This window comes from Eoetvoesiella sp., assembly GCF_035555955.1.
Taxonomy (GTDB): domain Bacteria; phylum Pseudomonadota; class Gammaproteobacteria; order Burkholderiales; family Burkholderiaceae_B; genus Eoetvoesia.
Map to the genome: position 1 here is coordinate 39,111 of NZ_DATMGA010000028.1, position 16,523 is coordinate 55,633.

General features: G+C 49.8%; 14 protein-coding genes and 1 pseudogene. 6 read left to right on the forward strand and 9 right to left on the reverse strand.

All coding sequences use genetic code 11. The annotated features are described in order from the left end of the window. Positions 1-102: 102 nt before the first annotated feature. The 6 genes from VNT00_RS08260 (at position 103) to VNT00_RS08285 (ending at position 6,284) form a co-directional block, all read left to right on the forward strand. Positions 103-1,536, forward strand: coding sequence for a UbiA family prenyltransferase (locus VNT00_RS08260; protein WP_325586335.1), 1,434 nt, complete (start codon positions 103-105; stop codon positions 1,534-1,536). Next, the gene (locus tag VNT00_RS08265) at positions 1,533-2,825 is read left to right on the forward strand and encodes an FAD-binding oxidoreductase (RefSeq protein WP_325586337.1); all 1,293 of its coding nucleotides are present in this window, start codon (positions 1,533-1,535) and stop codon (positions 2,823-2,825) included. Before VNT00_RS08260 ends, VNT00_RS08265 begins: the two co-directional genes overlap by 4 nt. A gap of 1 nt (position 2,826) precedes the next feature. Next, positions 2,827-3,585, forward strand: a complete 759-nt coding sequence (locus VNT00_RS08270; protein WP_325586339.1) for an SDR family NAD(P)-dependent oxidoreductase — start codon at positions 2,827-2,829, stop codon at positions 3,583-3,585. A 64-nt stretch (positions 3,586-3,649) separates the two neighbouring features. Further along, on the forward strand, positions 3,650-4,594 hold the full coding sequence (locus tag VNT00_RS08275; protein ID WP_325586341.1) for an NAD-dependent epimerase/dehydratase family protein: 945 nt from the start codon (positions 3,650-3,652) through the stop codon (positions 4,592-4,594). 2 nt (positions 4,595-4,596) lie between these two features. Beyond that, positions 4,597-5,886 carry an NAD(P)/FAD-dependent oxidoreductase gene (locus VNT00_RS08280; RefSeq protein ID WP_414650908.1) on the forward strand — a complete coding sequence of 430 codons (1,290 nt, stop codon included), beginning with the start codon at positions 4,597-4,599 and terminating at the stop codon, positions 5,884-5,886. Next, positions 5,883-6,284 carry a GtrA family protein gene (locus VNT00_RS08285; RefSeq protein ID WP_325586343.1) on the forward strand — a complete coding sequence of 134 codons (402 nt, stop codon included), beginning with the start codon at positions 5,883-5,885 and terminating at the stop codon, positions 6,282-6,284. Before VNT00_RS08280 ends, VNT00_RS08285 begins: the two co-directional genes overlap by 4 nt. A gap of 30 nt (positions 6,285-6,314) precedes the next feature. Here the strand turns inward: VNT00_RS08285 and VNT00_RS08290 are convergent, their stop codons facing one another. The 9 genes and pseudogenes from VNT00_RS08290 to VNT00_RS08330 form a co-directional block, all read right to left on the reverse strand. Then, positions 6,315-7,598 (reverse strand): hypothetical protein, encoded by a 1,284-nt coding sequence (locus VNT00_RS08290; RefSeq protein WP_325586345.1) that lies wholly within the window; start codon positions 7,596-7,598, stop codon positions 6,315-6,317. A gap of 94 nt (positions 7,599-7,692) precedes the next feature. Continuing rightward, entirely contained in the window at positions 7,693-7,941 is a 249-nt protein-coding gene (locus VNT00_RS08295) for a hypothetical protein (RefSeq protein ID WP_325586347.1), read from the reverse strand. Positions 7,942-8,096: 155 nt separating this feature from the next. After that, complete coding sequence (gene gmhB / locus VNT00_RS08300) at positions 8,097-8,660, reverse strand: D-glycero-beta-D-manno-heptose 1,7-bisphosphate 7-phosphatase (RefSeq protein ID WP_325586349.1); 564 nt, start codon at positions 8,658-8,660, stop codon at positions 8,097-8,099. Beyond that, complete coding sequence (locus VNT00_RS08305; RefSeq protein WP_325586351.1) at positions 8,657-9,349, reverse strand: nucleotidyltransferase family protein; 693 nt, start codon at positions 9,347-9,349, stop codon at positions 8,657-8,659. The genes gmhB and VNT00_RS08305 overlap by 4 nt, the downstream gene beginning before the upstream one ends. A 7-nt stretch (positions 9,350-9,356) precedes the next feature. Beyond that, complete coding sequence (locus VNT00_RS08310; RefSeq protein WP_325586353.1) at positions 9,357-9,944, reverse strand: D-sedoheptulose 7-phosphate isomerase; 588 nt, start codon at positions 9,942-9,944, stop codon at positions 9,357-9,359. Positions 9,945-10,030: 86 nt separating this feature from the next. Then, a complete protein-coding gene (locus VNT00_RS08315) occupies positions 10,031-11,056 on the reverse strand; it encodes a GHMP family kinase ATP-binding protein (protein ID WP_325586355.1) in 1,026 nt (341 codons plus the stop codon). 25 nt (positions 11,057-11,081) lie between these two features. Next, positions 11,082-14,393, reverse strand: coding sequence for a glycosyltransferase (locus VNT00_RS08320; RefSeq protein ID WP_325586357.1), 3,312 nt, complete (start codon positions 14,391-14,393; stop codon positions 11,082-11,084). A gap of 3 nt (positions 14,394-14,396) precedes the next feature. After that, positions 14,397-14,520, reverse strand: a pseudogene (locus tag VNT00_RS08325) (dTDP-4-dehydrorhamnose reductase); the annotation flags it as partial. A 504-nt stretch (positions 14,521-15,024) separates the two neighbouring features. Beyond that, positions 15,025-16,521 (reverse strand): GT99 family glycosyltransferase N-terminal domain-containing protein, encoded by a 1,497-nt coding sequence (locus VNT00_RS08330; RefSeq protein WP_325586359.1) that lies wholly within the window; start codon positions 16,519-16,521, stop codon positions 15,025-15,027. Between the last annotated feature and the right edge of the window lie 2 nt (positions 16,522-16,523).

Here is a 16,523-nt window from a genome sequence, read left to right on the forward strand (position 1 = left end):
AAATGACAAGTTAAATTGGCAATTCTAATATGAGCGCCGGGAAGGTGCTTCGCAATCAATTATCTTTCGGCGATCGTACTGCCGGATTCTACGAGGTAACGGGTGAACGCAATTCCCTTGGTAGTGGATTTGGACGGCACGCTGATCAATACCGACACGCTGCATGAGTCCGCATTGCGTGTATTGCGCGACTCGCCACTAGACGTCTTGCGAATTCCATATTGGCTCTCGCGTGGCAAGGCCGAGCTGAAGCGTTCTGTGGCTGAGCGGGTCAGTTTTGACCCTGCACATTTGCCATACAACCAAGTGTTGCTGGAGTGGTTGCGGGCGCAGCGCGCCGAAGGGCGTAGGCTAATTCTATGTACAGCTTCCGATGCTGGCTTTGCCCAAGCTGTCGCCGACCATTTGGGGGTGTTCGACGAGGTCATGGCCAGTGATGGCACGATCAATCTAGCTGGTTTGAACAAGGTCAGCGCGCTTGTGCAGCGTTTCGGTGCTCAGGGCTTCGACTATGCAGGGAACTCTTCCGCTGATCTGAAAGTATGGAAAAGCGCGCGGCGGGCGATTCTGGTCAATGCGTCAGCGTCGGTAGATAGGCAGGCGCAGGGACTATGCCAGGTGGAGCGGGCTTTTCCTGCGCATCGGCTGGGAATAAGCGATTGGCGGCGCGTGTTGCGCGTTCACCAATGGATGAAGAACTTGCTGTTGTTCGTGGCACTGTTCGCCGCACATCAATTGAGTAGTGGCCAGGCTTGGCAGCAGCTTGTGGTGGCTTTTATATCGTTCAGTCTGTGCGCTTCATCGGTATATATCGCCAACGACCTGTTCGATCTGGAAAGCGACAGGCAGCACCCGCGGAAACGCCTTCGTCCCTTTGCATCCGGCTGTGTGCCGGTATGGATGGGTGTTGTTCTGGCGCCGGTTCTATTGTTGGTCAGCGTCATCCTGGCTTGGCAAGTGGGTGGTCACTTCCTGTTCTGGATGCTGTTCTATTTTGTACTGACTTGCGCCTATTCGTGGGGTTTGAAGCGCTTGGTGCTTGTGGATTGCCTGGCCTTGGCCGTGCTGTACACGTTGCGTATAGTGGCTGGCGCGGCGGCGGCTGATTTGGGCTTGTCCATGTGGCTATTGGCCTTTTCGGTGTTCCTGTTCTTGTCGTTGGCCTTTGTAAAGCGCTACGCGGAATTGCAGGTGCAGCATGAGCAGGGCAAGCATAAAGCGCATGGTCGGGGCTACTACACCTCGGATGCGCCTCTTATTCAGATGCTGGGTATTACGTCTGGCTACGCTTCGGTGGTCATTCTGGCCCTTTATTTGAACAGCAGTACAGTCGTTCAGCTTTATCGCACCCCCGAGATAGTGTGGGCGGTTGTGCCTACCATGTTGTTCTGGGTCAGTTGGATGTGGCTGCGTGCGCATCGCGGTGAAATGCACGATGACCCTCTCGTGTTTGCCGTGAAAGACAAGCCCAGCCTTGCTGCAGGCGTTATCTTTGCTTTGGCTCTGGTGCTGGCCACATTGGACTGGGCCGTATGAATATCTCGTCCTGGGGAAGGTTGTCTGCTGATGAGCACAATATAGTACCTATGACTGATCGGACTCGGGTGGCTGAGACATTATCGGGCAGCGCGCCTGGCGTGTGCTTTGGCATGGGCCGCAGTTACGGTGATGCCTGCCTGAACCCGGGCGGCACCTTATGGACGGCTTCGGGGCTAAGCCGTTTCATAAGTTTCGATGAGCAGACTGGCCGCCTAGTGTGCGAGGCAGGGGTTTTATTGCGCGATATTCAACGCATGGCCGTGCCGCGCGGATGGATGTTGCCGGTTACTCCCGGCACACAGCTTGTGACTGTGGGTGGGGCGATCGCCAACGATGTCCATGGCAAAAACCACCATGTGTTTGGGTCATTTGGCTGTCATGTTACGGGCTTGCAGTTGGTACGCAGCAATGGTGAGATTATCGATTGCAGCCCGGATCAGCATGCGAAGTGGTTGTGCGCAACTATAGGGGGACTAGGCCTAACCGGGGTGATTGCAACGGCGGAGTTGCAATTGAAACGGGTACAGGGGCCGTGGCTGCAGGCCGAAACAATCCCCTTTCTTGGGTTGGATGAGTTTTTCCATTTAGCCGACAGCTCTGAGGCAGATTGGGAACACACTGTTTCATGGATCGATTGCCTGGCGGGGGCCGCAGGGCGTGGGTTGTTCATGCGAGCAAACCATTGTGATTTATCAACTTCCAGACCAAAGCCGCGCCACCTTGCCATGCCGTTGACGCCGCCGGTTTCGCTTGTCAACGCCTGGACCTTGAAACCTTTTAATTGGGCCTATTACACGGCAACGAAACGCAAGGCAGGTCTAGCAGACTGCGACTATGAGTCGTTTTTCTATCCCCTGGACAACGTGCAGAACTGGAATCGCATGTATGGGCCACGCGGTTTCTACCAGTACCAGAGCGTGGTGCCTCGCTCCGCAGGAAGAGAGGCCATTCAAAATATGCTGAGTGAAATAGCGCTGTCAGGGCAGGGGTCGTTCCTGGCCGTATTGAAGACGTTTGGCGATAAGCCGTCGCTGGGCATGTTGAGCTTTCCCCAGCCAGGCGTGACATTGGCATTGGATTTTCCTAATAAAGGAAGGCAAACATTGGCGTTGTTTGATCGGCTGGATGCGATTGTGCGCCAAGCGGGCGGCCGGATTTACCCGGCGAAGGACGCGCGTATGCCCAGAGACCTATTTGAATCTGGCTATCCTCGTTTGAATGAGTTTATGCCATATCGTGACCCAGGCATCAGTTCGGCCATGTCGAGACGTTTGATGGGGAATTAAGATGAATCAAGAAGCCAGAAAAAAAATTGTAATCGTCGGGGCCACATCGGCCATTGCCGAACAGTGCGCGCGCTTGTGGGTGCAGGGTAATGGGGTCGATATGGTATTGATTGGGCGTGATGCAGGACGTACCGAGCGAGTAGCGGATGATCTTCGCGTACGAAGCCCGGAGTCCCGCATAGAAACCTTGACTGCCGATTTCATTACACCGTCGTCAATTCAAAAGACGGTGGATGATATTGTGGCTGCGGGGTCGGTGGATGTGGTACTGATTGCGCACGGTTCGTTACCGGACCAATCCGCGTGTCAGGGTAGCCTGGAGTTGTGCAGCGAAGCCTTGGCTGTGAACGGGATATCGCCGGTATTGTTTGCGGAGGCCTTTGCTGGCCATATGCAACAGCATAATCAGGGCACTCTAGGTATTATTGGATCGGTGGCGGGAGACCGTGGCCGTAAGTCCAATTATGTGTATGGCGCCGCCAAGGGCTTGGTAACGCGTTACGCACAAGGTTTACAGCATCGTCTGGCCAAGACGGCAGTCAAAGTCGTCTTGATCAAACCTGGGCCTACTGACACTCCTATGACAGCTCATTTGAAAGGGGCGGGGGCAAAGTTGGCGGGCGCTGATACCGTTGCACAGAGCATTGTGCATGGCATGGAGAAGGGCGTTGCTGTGGTTTATGCACCGGCAAAATGGGCGGTGATCATGATGGTAATTCGGCATTTGCCGAATTTCATCTTCAATAAGATGGATATCTAACTTAGCCACGTAAAGGTGGGTTAGCCCGTCGCGAATTCGCATGGTGGACCGGTAATTGAATTTTATGACTACGACACAGCAAAAAATTATTCTTCCAGGTGGAGCCGGCCTGGTTGGCCAGAATCTTGTTGCTTTATTGAAGCGCAAGGGCTACACAAACCTTGTTGTACTCGACAAGCATAAAGCTAATTTGGAAGTACTGCGGAGGTTTCATCCAGATATTGTTATTGAATATGCCGACCTGGCCGAACGAGGTGAGTGGGTAAACCACTTTGACGGAGCCAATGCTGTTGTTATGTTGCAAGCGCAGATTGGCGATCCGCAATTAGAGCCCTTCATTCGCAATAACGTCACTTCCACGAAACATGTACTGGCGGCGATTCAACAACATGATGTGCCCTATACCGTACACATCAGTTCTTCCGTGGTGGAATCAGTCGCCGATGATCACTACACAAACACCAAGAAGGAACAAGAGAAGATAGTGCTTGACAGCGGTATCAATTGCGTAGTTTTACGCCCCACGTTGATGTTCGGCTGGTTTGACCGTAAGCATTTAGGCTGGTTGTCCCGCTTCATGCAGAAGGTGCCGGTATTTCCCATTCCAGGTAATGGGCGTTATATGCGTCAGCCATTGTATGTGGGGGATTTTTGCAGCATTATTGTTAGCTGCCTAGAGTCCCGCATCAATAACCAAGTCTTTAATATTACCGGCCTGGAAAAGGTCGACTATATAGACATTATCCGCCAGATAAAAAACGCAACAAACGCCAAGGCTGCAGTCGTCAAGATTCCTTATTCGTTGTTCTATGGCTTGTTGAAGACCTGGGCTCTATTCGATAAGAATCCTCCATTCACTGCGGATCAACTGCAGGCGTTGGTTGCACACGATGAATTCGAGGTCATCGATTGGCCCGGCATTTTTAACGTCAAGGCAACACCTTTTGCCAAAGCGATCGACCAAACATTCAATGACCCCACTTACAGCAAAGTGGTTCTGGAGTTCTGATTATGGGGCAGCGTATTGCCGTACTGGGAGCAGGCCCAATGGGCTTGGCTGTAGCGTATCAACTGGTGCGTGATGGCCATAATCCCGTGGTGTTTGAGGCGGATGATCGAGTCGGTGGGATGGCGGCACATTTCGATTTTGGCGGGCTATCCATTGAGCGCTACTACCATTTTCATTGCACATCGGATACAGGGTTTCTGCAGGTACTGGAGGAGCTTGGCCTTTCGGACAAGATGCATTGGGTGGAAACCAAGATGGGCTACTGGTACCAGAATCGCCTACAGCCCTGGGGTAATCCTATTGCCTTGCTGAAGTTCAGGGGCTTGAGCTTCGCAGCCAAGTTTCGCTATGGTCTGCATGCCTTTTTGTCGATCAAGCGTAATAACTGGAAGCCGCTGGATCATGTAGAGGCAACCGGGTGGATACGGCGTTGGGTAGGCGAAGAGGCCTACGAAGTGCTTTGGCGCCGATTGTTCGATTACAAATTCTATGGTTACAAAGATAACTTATCGGCAGCCTGGATTTGGAGCCGCATCCGGCGTATTGGCCGTTCTCGTTACGATTTGTTCCGGGAAAAGTTGGGGTATTTGGATGGCGGTTCTGAGACTCTGCTGGAGGCGATGCGGGAATATATAGAAAAGCACGGTGGAGAGTTTCATCTTAAGACTCCAGCAACAAAAGTGAACATGGACGGAGAACGTGTCTCTGGGGTAGAGGCAGATGGGGAGAGGCACCTTTTTGACAAAGTGATCAGTACGATTCCTTTGCCGTATGTGCCCAGTGTGATGCCCGATTTGCCGGTGGATATTCTGGAGCGATATCGAAATATCAAGAATATTGCGGTGGTATGTGTAATCGTGAAGCTACGGAAAGCGGTTACAGAGAATTTTTGGCTGAACACCAACGACGCCGAAATGGACATTCCGGGTTTGGTGGAATATACCAACTTGCGCCCGTTGAGTGAGCATATAGTGTATGTGCCCTATTACATACCCGGAGAGCATTCTTTATATACAGAGCCCAATCAAGTGTTTCTGGACAAGGTAAAGCACTATCTAAAGAAAATTAATCCCGAACTATCGAATGAGGATTTCTTGAGTATGCATGCGAGCCGCTATCGATATGCGCAGCCGATTTGCCAGCCTGGTTATCTGGAGCAATTGCCCCCTTGTGAGCTTCCCATCAAAGGGCTCTGGGTTGCTGATACATCATACTATTACCCAGAAGATAGGGGGATATCGGAAAGTATCGATTATGGTCGAGGCATGGCAGAGCGGGCAATAAAGCTATGAGGGCGTTCTTTTCTCGTCAGTTTCTTGCGTTTTTATGCACCGGGGGAATTGCGGCTGCTGTGAATTTTGGTTCGCGGATTGTGTATAACCAGTGGATAGGGTTTTCTTCTGCGGTTCTGGTTGCTTACATAACAGGCATGATTACTGCGTTCGTGCTTGCGAGAGCATTTGTCTTCACCGGAAGCACACAGACCATACACAGATCGATAGGATTTTTTATTCTCGTTAATGTGCTCGCCGTTTTTCAAACGTGGATAATTAGTATTTCTTTTGCATACTATGTGCTCCCCATAATGGGAGTTGAGCATTATGTCAAAGATGTGGCCCACGCGGTGGGTATATTGGTGCCTGTGTTTTCTAGTTATATAGGCCATAAGCATTGGTCGTTTAAATCATAGGATAATGCTGATGGCCTTAAGGTAAATTTTCTATTGTTGACAAAATACTCGCTGTAAATTCGCGATGCTCTCAGCGTCGCCATATAAGCTTCCGTCGGCGTTTGAAATAATACCTTTCGTGCAAAGGTTGTGTAGCTCTTCTGCTAAATTATTATGACGGTAAGGGGTAATCTTCCATTCACTTGTCGCGGATGACAAAAAAGAAAAAATAGAAACTGCTAAGCAGAGAAAGAGGATTCGCTTATGACCTCCTCGGGCGATCAGTAGTACGCAACCGATTGCGGCAGGTATAACAAGCGGAACATACCGAGGGGCATCTGGTTGATTTATACCAGCTCCTAGCCTGCTGATAGTGATCCCGAGAATTAGGATAGTGGACAATGCAATGCAAAGTAATTCGAACATATATTCTTGATATTTTCGGATGGATTGATTTACGAAAAATACAAGAAAAATCAAAAATAGGGACCCTGTAGCGAGCTTTGTTGGTTCGTTTTCAACGCTTAACCAAGCATTTGATAGCATTATTAAAACATGTGAAAATCCATCGTAAAAGGAGAAATGCATGCTTCCTGCATATTTTTTCGATGACAGGTACAGCGAGATTGAGAATATAAATACCCCAACGATTAGACATGCAGCGCTGGCTCTTCTTGAGAAATTGGTCGGCCCTGTAAAAAACAGTACTATACACGCGAGCGAGAGTGCAATAATTCCTGAGCCATTGGAAATAGTGGCTAAGAGGAGTGCTATCAAAGCATAGTATAGGTGTGATTTTTCTAACGAATATAAATAGCGTTGAACTTGGCTAAATCCATATAGCGAAAATACTAGTGCCAATGCAAAAGCTATTTGGAGGGACCAATATAAATTCTCCCATTGGCGTGGTGTAATTATTAATAGTGCAAGAGTGATTCCGGTGATGATGGCGATATTTTTATCAGTCGGTGCGATGGATTTCCACGCGATAAGAAATGAAATGAATATGAGCGGCACTTGTGCAAACATCATCCAGGTCCACGGCAGGTGATGCAATATGGTAAATGAGAAGAGTGATTTTAGAATAAAGTAGGGGTGCCCATTATGTGCAGAGATTAATTCTAAGAGGGGAGGCCATTGCCCTTGGGATGTGGAGCGAAAGAGTGAGGAGAATTGGAGCTCATCCTTAAAGGGGGCACTGACAGCAGCCCTAAGGATTAGGAGAAGTAGAAATATCGATGCGGATATTGCGGTTGCATATACTGCAATATTAATATAAGTCAAGGTGAGATATTTGCTTTTTTTATGTGGTTCATTCATTTCTGGATTTGCCATATGAAATCATTATTTCCTTGGGGGGGGCGATTAGGTCTTGTTGGATTTTTGGGTAATTTGTCGTCCCTGAAGAATTCATTTCAACCGTTTCAGGTCAGAATTCTGGCGTGAGGCGTTGGATTTCTACGAAGTCGCTCACCCCTTGGGGAAAGCCGCTAAGGAGAAAAAAATCAACAGCAACGTCACCGGCGTGCGCGTACCCTATGATTTGCATTACGATATCGTGGCTCCCTGTTGGAACGATGGCGTAGGCATGCCCATATATAACAGCAAATGCAGCCATTAACCTTAAGAAGGTAATGCTGTTTTCTCTGCCTGTTGATAATTCCTTTAGTGTTTTCATGATGAAATTATTATTTCGAAATCATCTGTTGCGATGTAAAACTGACCCGTTTGAGTTGTGATTCGACAGTAGGGTGGCCAGCTTTAGCACTTCTGAATTAAGAGGATGTTATTAAATTCGGCTATTAGCCTATATTAATGAGTAGGGGCATCTACCTAATTGATAGCTATCCGTGAGGACCTGATCACCTGATTTAAGGTGCTGATTATATGTGTTTCTGTGCTATCTACCTGTGTTGTCCTGTTGCAGTCTGTAGAGGCGAGTAGGAAAGTGGTCGCAATACCAGCAGCTTGGGCAGCTTGTACGTCGCTGATTTTGTCACCGACGAGGATAGATTGCTTGGGGTCGATACTCAGTTCCTCGCACGCAGCCAGTATCATTCCTGGGCTGGGCTTACGCATCGATGATTGGCGCCGGTATTGCCCTATCCCATGCTCTGGATGATCCGGACAGAAGTACACTTTATCGATGGCTCCACCGTTCTCGGCGAAGCGCTCGGCTACCCAGTCCATAAGCTGATGAAAGTCCTCTTCAGTGTAATAGCCGCGCCCGATACCTGCTTGGTTGGTAACCACCACTACGAGATAGCCTTGTGATTTCGCGTGCCTAACCAGCTCGAAAATGCCGTCGATGAAATGGAAATCTTCACGGCGTATGACGTAGCCATGATCTACGTTGATGACGCCATCGCGGTCCAGAAAGAGCGCACGATTCTTCATTGAGTTAGTCCAGCCAGCTCGATTTGAGCGCGGGCGTAATCTTCCGGCACGCCAATATCAATGAAATGCCCTTCAGTTACAAATACGCGAAAATCCGGTTCATGCACTGCCCGGGCGAGAAAATCGCTTTCTAACGAAAACGAGCTGCCAGACTTGAAGGTATTGAGAAGGGGGGGCGGGAAAACATAGCAACCCGCATTGATAAGCCCTGGACCGCCCATTCCCTTTTCGGAAAAACCGGTGAAACGGTTGTTATCCAATTCTATGCGGCCGTAGCGCGAGGTATCCGGCACCGAGCGCGCCACGATAATGGGTTTCTTGAATTCTTGCCAACAGGCTTCAACCTGGGCGACTTCAAGGGCTAGGTAGGTGTCGCCATTGAATATGAATACATGGTCGGCGTGGCACAGACTCAAGGCTTGGCGGATGGCGCCACCTGTTCCAAGGGGTTTGTCTTCAATTGTGTATACGAGCTCCAGGCCGGCATAATGGGTGCCGAAATGTTTTTGTATGGTTTCCGCCTTGTAACCTAGGGCTAGAACAACGCGCTGGAAGCCGGCTTGTGCCAGTTGTCTTAACAGGATTTCTAGAAATGGGCGGCCACCAACAGGGGCCATGGGCTTTGGTAAGTCGGGTACAACGGAACGCAGCCGTGTACCGAATCCTCCCGCAAGGATAATGGCTTCCATATTTGCCTTATTCGGTGGACGGTTTGAAGAGTGCATTTTCGACTAGGCCGCATAGAATATGGCCCAAAACCAGATGCCCTTCTTGTATTTTTGGTGTGTCGGCTGAAGGTACTTCCAGCAGGAAGTCGCAAAGATCTTTCATGGGGCCGCCGCGGTTACCCGTAAGGCCAATGGTGCTTAGGCCGCGTTTACGTGCTTCTTCGAAAGCGCGCAGTACGTTGGGCGATTTGCCGGAAGTGCTATAGCCAATAAAGATGTCGCCCCGGCGGCCATGGGCCTGAACTTGCCTTGCGAACAGTTTTTCATAGCCATAATCGTTGCCGATGGCTGTCAGGATGGATGTATCGGTGGTAAGGGCAATGGCCGGTAGGCCAGGGCGGTCAAACGCGAAGCGGCTGACAAATTCGCCTGCTATGTGCTGGGCATCGGCCGCGCTTCCTCCGTTGCCGGCAAGCAGGATTTTGCCTTCGTTAGTCAGGCATGTAATGCATGCTTGCGCGGCTGCCTGAACAGTCGCTTGTAGGTTTGTATCTTTGGCCATTGCATCGATGATTTTTCCGGCCTCATCGATTTGCGAGCGTATGTAATTTTGCATGGGATTTTCCAAACTTCTGAAAACACTATGGCGGGAAAGCCATGTTCACACTATACCAAGCCAAGGCAACTGTGCCGCGCGTATCGTTAGAGCCGCCAGGCTTGTGTTCCATTATTGGTGAAGTGGCAGTTGCTGACCTCACCGCCAAAGCTATTCAGGGCACGTATTACGCTCATACGCCGCTCTGTGGGCACGAAAAACCACATGAAGCCGCCGCCGCCCGCACCCGAAACCTTGCCCGCCAAGGCGCCGGCCTCCAGGGCGGCCGAATACACTTTGTCGATATGAGGGTTGGATACTGTTTTGGCGGAGCGCTTCTTGTTCTCCCATCCCTGGCGTATTGAGTCGACAATTCCCTGAAAGTCGCCGCGTAACAGGCATTCTTTCATAAGCTGGGCTTCTTGCTTCATGCCATGCATTGCTGTTAGCGCGTCGGTTGCGCCAGCTTGCACATTATTGCTTTGATCGGCAATGATGGTGGCGGACTCCCGGGAAATGCCGGTGAAGTACAGAACAAGGGAAGCTTCCAGTTCGCAGACAATCCAGTTCTTGATTCGCAGTGAGTTGATGATTGTCTTGTCGTTGCCGTAGAACTCCATGAAGTTGAAGCCGCCGAATGTTGCGGAGTATTGATCTTGGCGCCCGCCTTGCAAGCTGCAGTCGATACGCTCGATTTGAAAGGCGATTCGGGCGATTTCATAGTCGTCGAGCGGCAGATTAAGTAGCTCTACAAAGGCCTTGATCATGGCAACGACTAAGGTGGACGATGAGCCAAGACCAGATCCGGTTGGGGCATCGCAGAACGTGCTCAACTCTAATGCAATCGCCTCTCCTTGGTTGTAGTGGCGAACCATATAGTTGTAAACGGCTCGGTGCAGCTTTAGTTCACCTTCAAGAGACAGGGCAGGCGCCAAATTGCAGGTCGTAGATTGTTGTTGGTCGGTGGCCAACAACCGGACAACGGGCTCGTCCAGCGTTGTGATTACCGCGTACGCGTAGCGGTCTATAGTCGCATTCAGCACATAGCCGCCATAGGTATCGCAGTAGGGGGAGACGTCCGTGCCTCCACCAGCAAGACCGAGGCGAAGGGGGGCGCGTGCGCGAATGATCATATTTGATTCCAGCAGTTCAAAAAGCTTAATGGGCTCGCGTTTGTGAAAAGAGGTGAAGGGGGTGCCGGGTGGGCTCGGGGGTGAGCCTCACGGTATCTAGTATTTCGGCCAGGCCTTGCCAAGCAGCCCTTGCTCCCCACGCTTTCTCGGCGAAGCCTATCCCGGCTTTACTAAGGTGATTCCAAAGCTGTTCATCGTTATAGAGTCGGGCAATAGCTTTGGCGAAATCTTCGGCCTCATCCGCGATAAGAATGTTTTCTTCATCTGTCAGGCCCATGCCTTCCGCGGCAAGCGATGTAGCTACGGTGGGCAGCCCCGCTGCTAACGCTGTGCCAATCTTGCCTTTGATACCCGCCCCAAACCGCAGAGGGGCTACAGAAACCTTAACCCTTTCAAGAAGCGAGTTCAAATCATCAACAAAGCCGGTGACAATAATATCGTCGCTTTGTAACGTTTGGATTTCTTGTGGAGGCTTGCTGCCTACAACAAAGAGCCGTGCACCAGGTAACAGCGAACGTAGATGTGGCATTACCTCATGGCAAAAATACAGCATGGCGTCGATATTCGGTGTGTGCTGGAAGCCACCAACAAATACGATATCCTTGCGTTGTTCCCATGCAGTTTGTGTGCCTGGAATGTCAAGAATCAGGGGAAATACGGCAAGCCGTGCATCAGGGATCTCGTTTTCCAATAGCTCCCGCTCGGCGGTGCTGACCAGGATGGATCGATCTACCGCCTCGATGGCCGCAAACTCCCGCATCTTCATCGCCTCCGCAGCGCGCGTTTTTTTCGCGTCGTCATCGAGTTGCGCTTCGCGGGTCATGCGTAAATAATGCAGGTCATGGGTATAAAACAGTGTCTTGGCCTGAGGACTATATTTTTTCACCAGCGAAAGGTTTCGTTCAACCACAGTGGGGCGGAACAAAAATACCAAATCATATCTACCGCCAAACTCTTGCAAATGTTGCTCGACAGTCTGAACCCACGGCGAATACAGAGCCTCGATGCCGGCACGTTGCAGCGCGGGTGTATAGTCGGCGACATACAGGAAATTGTCTTCCGGTATGAATGTGACCTGAAAATCCATGTCCCTTAGCAACATCATGATGTTGTACAGGCTGACGGAGCCGGCATCCTGGTCGGGGGTTGGGGTGCAGTGATCCAGCACCAATACCCGTCGTTTTGCCATACGGTCTTTCGCGCTATCTACGTCGACTCCCGAGACTTGGTGGCTGGCAAGTTGTTCTTTCCAGCGGAGAAAGAGCTTTTTGCTATTCTCGACCTGGTAAGCCTTGGCGCCTTGGGTGGTGTCCGTTCCTGATGTGATGCCTTCAAAATGGACGATTACCGATAATGGCTGATAAATAACCCGGTAGCCACGGCTGCGTATTTTCAGGGCGAGATCCGAGTCTTCACAGTAGGCGGGTAGGTAGTGTTCGTCGAAGCCGCCAAGTTCCTTGAATAATTGGGCCGGCACCATAATCGAGGCGCCCGAGCAGTAATCGGTTTCGCGCGCATAGTTATAGATTGGGAGGCGGGGATCCTGATTGCGGCCAAAATTCCACGCGCTGCCATCTTGCCAAAGAATGCCGCCCGCCTCTTGCAGCACGCCATTCGGGTATACAAGCTTTGATCCCGACAGCCCGGTTCCCGGGAATTCGATAAAGGTGCGATACAACTCTTCGAGCCAGCCGGGCGCAACTTGAGTGTCGTTGTTTAAAAAGCAAACATATTCGCCGGTTGCGGCTTTCGCTCCTATATTGCACGAGCGAATAAAGCCTTGATTCTGAGGGTTTTCAATAAACTTGACATTGGCAACATGCTTGATAATTTCGCGGGAGTGATCCGGCGAATAGTCGTCTACGACAATGACCTCGTAGGGTATGGAAGGGGCATGTTTGGCAATCGATGCAAGACACAGTAGGGTGTAATTGCATTGGCCGTAAATAGGGATAATTACTGAAACAAGCGGAGTTGCCGATGTATCCAGCGTTATGCTCTTCGCCAGATCAAGCTCTTCTTGGAATGTGAGGTCGATGGGCTCTGTTACCGGAAATGGTAAAGGCTGTATTTCCGGTGTTTGCTGCGCAGATCTGATCGCTTTTAATAGCCATCCCATGTGCTTGGTTGCAAAACGCCGATGCATGGCTTGTGTTTCGGGGCTTAACGGAAGTGCGAAATAAACCCGCTTGGCGACTGTCAGCGCCATCCTGGCATAACGCTTGGCTTGACCCTTGGGGTTCACAACCCAACGTCGAGCTTCCCGTAGCGGCCGAGTCAAACGCCATGAGTTGCTTTGTGTGAGTTCAGTAATTTGGCGCTGAGCAGCTGTTAGCTCATTTTGGAGATTTATCGCCCATTGTCCTCGTTGGGCAACTTCATTGTCTAACGACGCAACCTCAGTATTTAGTGATGCTATCTGTTGATCCAGGCTAGCTATGTGCCTTCTTAGCTGTTCAACTTCGGCATCAAGGGATTGAGCCCATTTTGCAAAACCTACATAGTGTTTGATTAGATCTGTGCTGGTAGGATGAACAATAGATGCATCAAGTGTAGGTAGAATTTCCTGAGTTGATGCGCATACGGCCAAAAAATACACGGGGTCTGTTAAATACCCCGATCCTGTAGCCAAAATATTGCCATCGTCTTGCCAAGCCGCATATGCAGAGCAAGATTTATTCAGCGGTTGAATAGTAGAGCCAATGCTGAGGCGTTGGCCATAGTACTGAACGGCCCCGAATTGGGATCGCAATATCTCGTCGAATTCCTGGAAATCCAGTTCTTTGACATGGAACTCGTTGTGGTAATCAGCCGCATCGGAATATACGGGCCGGTTTGGGGACGACATTATTAGCACGCCGTCTGGCTTTAATACGCGCCGTAATTCCGCGAGCATTTCTTGTTGCTCGGTAAGATGTTCAATAGTTTCAAACGAGACCACAACATCGAACGAGGCGTCGGGTAAATCTACGCTAGAAGCGCTATTACAAAGAAATCTTAGGTTGCTTTGATTTGCATAGGTTTTGGATGCGTGTTCGACCGCTTCATGAGATATGTCTACCCCTATTACAGAGTGGGCAGACCGTGCAATCATGGACGAACCATATCCCTCGCCGCAGGCGATATCGAGTACTTTCTTTCCCTTAACAATATCGAGAACCAACGCATACCGATGATAGTGTTCTAGTCGAATGGCGCCTTGCTCGGTAGGTATGAATCGTTCGCCTGTGAATTTCATTTTTTTATTTCCGCTTATTATTGAATGAGCATCGTGATGTTCTTCATGGGGATGCCTACCAATCCAAGCCCCGGTTCGGAGGCCTTTGCGTTGTGCCATGGTTTATTTCTCTAGGATTTCCGCTAACATGCGGAGTAACACCTGTTTGCCAGGGCGGTAGTGCAAGGCCGAACGCCGACTGCAATTTACGAGTGTTAAGCCGTGAGTTCTTAGGCAGTTCGGCGGGTCGGAACACAGGGTAATTAGCTTCCCCAGCGTTGCCAAGCGACGTTGCAGTTTCCATCCTAGTTGGCTGTCTATTTTCTAATAGCAGTATTTTCATGTGAAGCTTTGGTTGCCGTTTGAGCTAACCCAGCCACGAATCGACCGTATGGCATTGCCCGTTCTCGGTATTTCCATTAAGGTTTTTTTTGAGTGTAGTGTTTTGACTCTCGTTTGATTATCTGACTTGGAACTCTATGGAAATATAGGCAATTGTAGCGTGCCCGATTTAGGCAAATCAGGCGGAGTATGACATATTGTAACAAAATTGCCGACTCTGACGTTGGTTGAGGGGTACTCTCCCATTTTCAGGATGATCCTCCATTTTTAACGGTCGTTAAAAATGGGGTGATTACCCATGGAACGTGTCATCAGAGCACTTAAAGAACAATGGGCTCATCGGCACCGCTTCGAAACCCTGCAACATGCCTGCCGAGTGATCTGTGCAGATTCTGCTGGGTCATTACAGTCAGTCGCTTCTCATTGCTTTTAGGCGATTAACGAAGCCCTTCAGATCACCACGTAAAATATACCTGAAACCATTATAGGTACGTCGCCGAAAATTAATTATGCCTCCTGGGGCTAATAGTTGGCGAATTAGTCTGAGGGGTGAGGTTAGGTGCCAAGATCGTGAGGTTAATAGAGTGGCGAGCCTGCTACGCTCTAATTGCAGTTGCTCGCTATATGCCCTGATCTCATGCTGGTTTTGCTCAATTTCCACCCTAAATGCGCTAATTGTCTGATCCTTTGACAACAATTCTGAGCACAGCTTCTCAATTCGTGTTTGCTGCTCCTCAATCCGTGCCCGTTGCGTCTCAATAATTTCAGTTTTTTGCATTGCATAATATTTCATGTGATACTCAATGATTTTTAAACTGGAGGGTTCCGAGAGGCGAAAACGTAGATACTCAGGGCATGTTATTAAATTGAATGGGACTAAATATGCAAAAAGATAAAAGTACATGCGACGGGCGCGTTCTTCTTCGCTTTCAGCCGCTGCTACAAACGCGTAGGAGGAATCGCCTTTTAGCTCAATAGGTATGCCAAGCAGCAGGGCCTCTAATCCAACACTCGAATTAATGGTCAAAATTTTCTTGCATTGCTGTAGAAAAAACAAGCTGTTCGGTGAATCGTCGATGTGAACGAAGGAGCTCGGTTTAAGAGAGAACTGGCTTCCGGGATGTGTCCGAACCAACACCTTCCGGAGGTGCTTCAGCTTCGCGTGCGATAGGAGCGTACAGTTATCGAAACCGTTCCCGTATGCTATCAAGTTCGAATCATCTTCAACTTGGAGGGGCATTCCAAGGTCATAAAGTTCCATCGACTTTGGCGGCACGGGATCCGTACTGATGTAAAAAAAACGGTGTAGTTCCTCCATAGAGAAATCTGAGGAAATGGCGTTGCGATCTTCAGCATATCGTGTGCCCGCTTGAGTATTACCGTTAACACCCGTAAAGTCTAGATATGCTGTTGAGTGGTAAACAGGGCTGCGCAAGGGGCCAAGCTCGAGGTGCATAACAGGGATATCTCGACGCCGAGCTGCAGCGCTTAGCGATGGGCAATTAGTCCAAGTTAGAATAGCTTCAATGTCAGATCGTTCGCTGAGGACTTCCCATAACTCATGGGATAAAGAGGGTATTTCTTCCGTCAAAAACGATCTAAACGCGCTTGTTACATTGCCATCATTTTGAGCGAGTAGCTCATTGAACAATTCTTTTCGGAGAAACTTAAAGTGATGTCGATCTAGTAAATCGGGGGTCGGTAAACTATAGCCGAGCTGGGTTTGTGAGTCCTTAGTAACCTCATACCGTCCCTCTGCTAGCAAGCTCTCAGTAGGTGTCAGATACTCCTGACCAATAATATATAGACATGGCTCTTTGATGCTGGATAGTAAACGATAGAAAACCCACAAACATGGAGCCGGTTGCCCGCGCAATTCATAACCCGGCAAAAATATCGCTATCATAT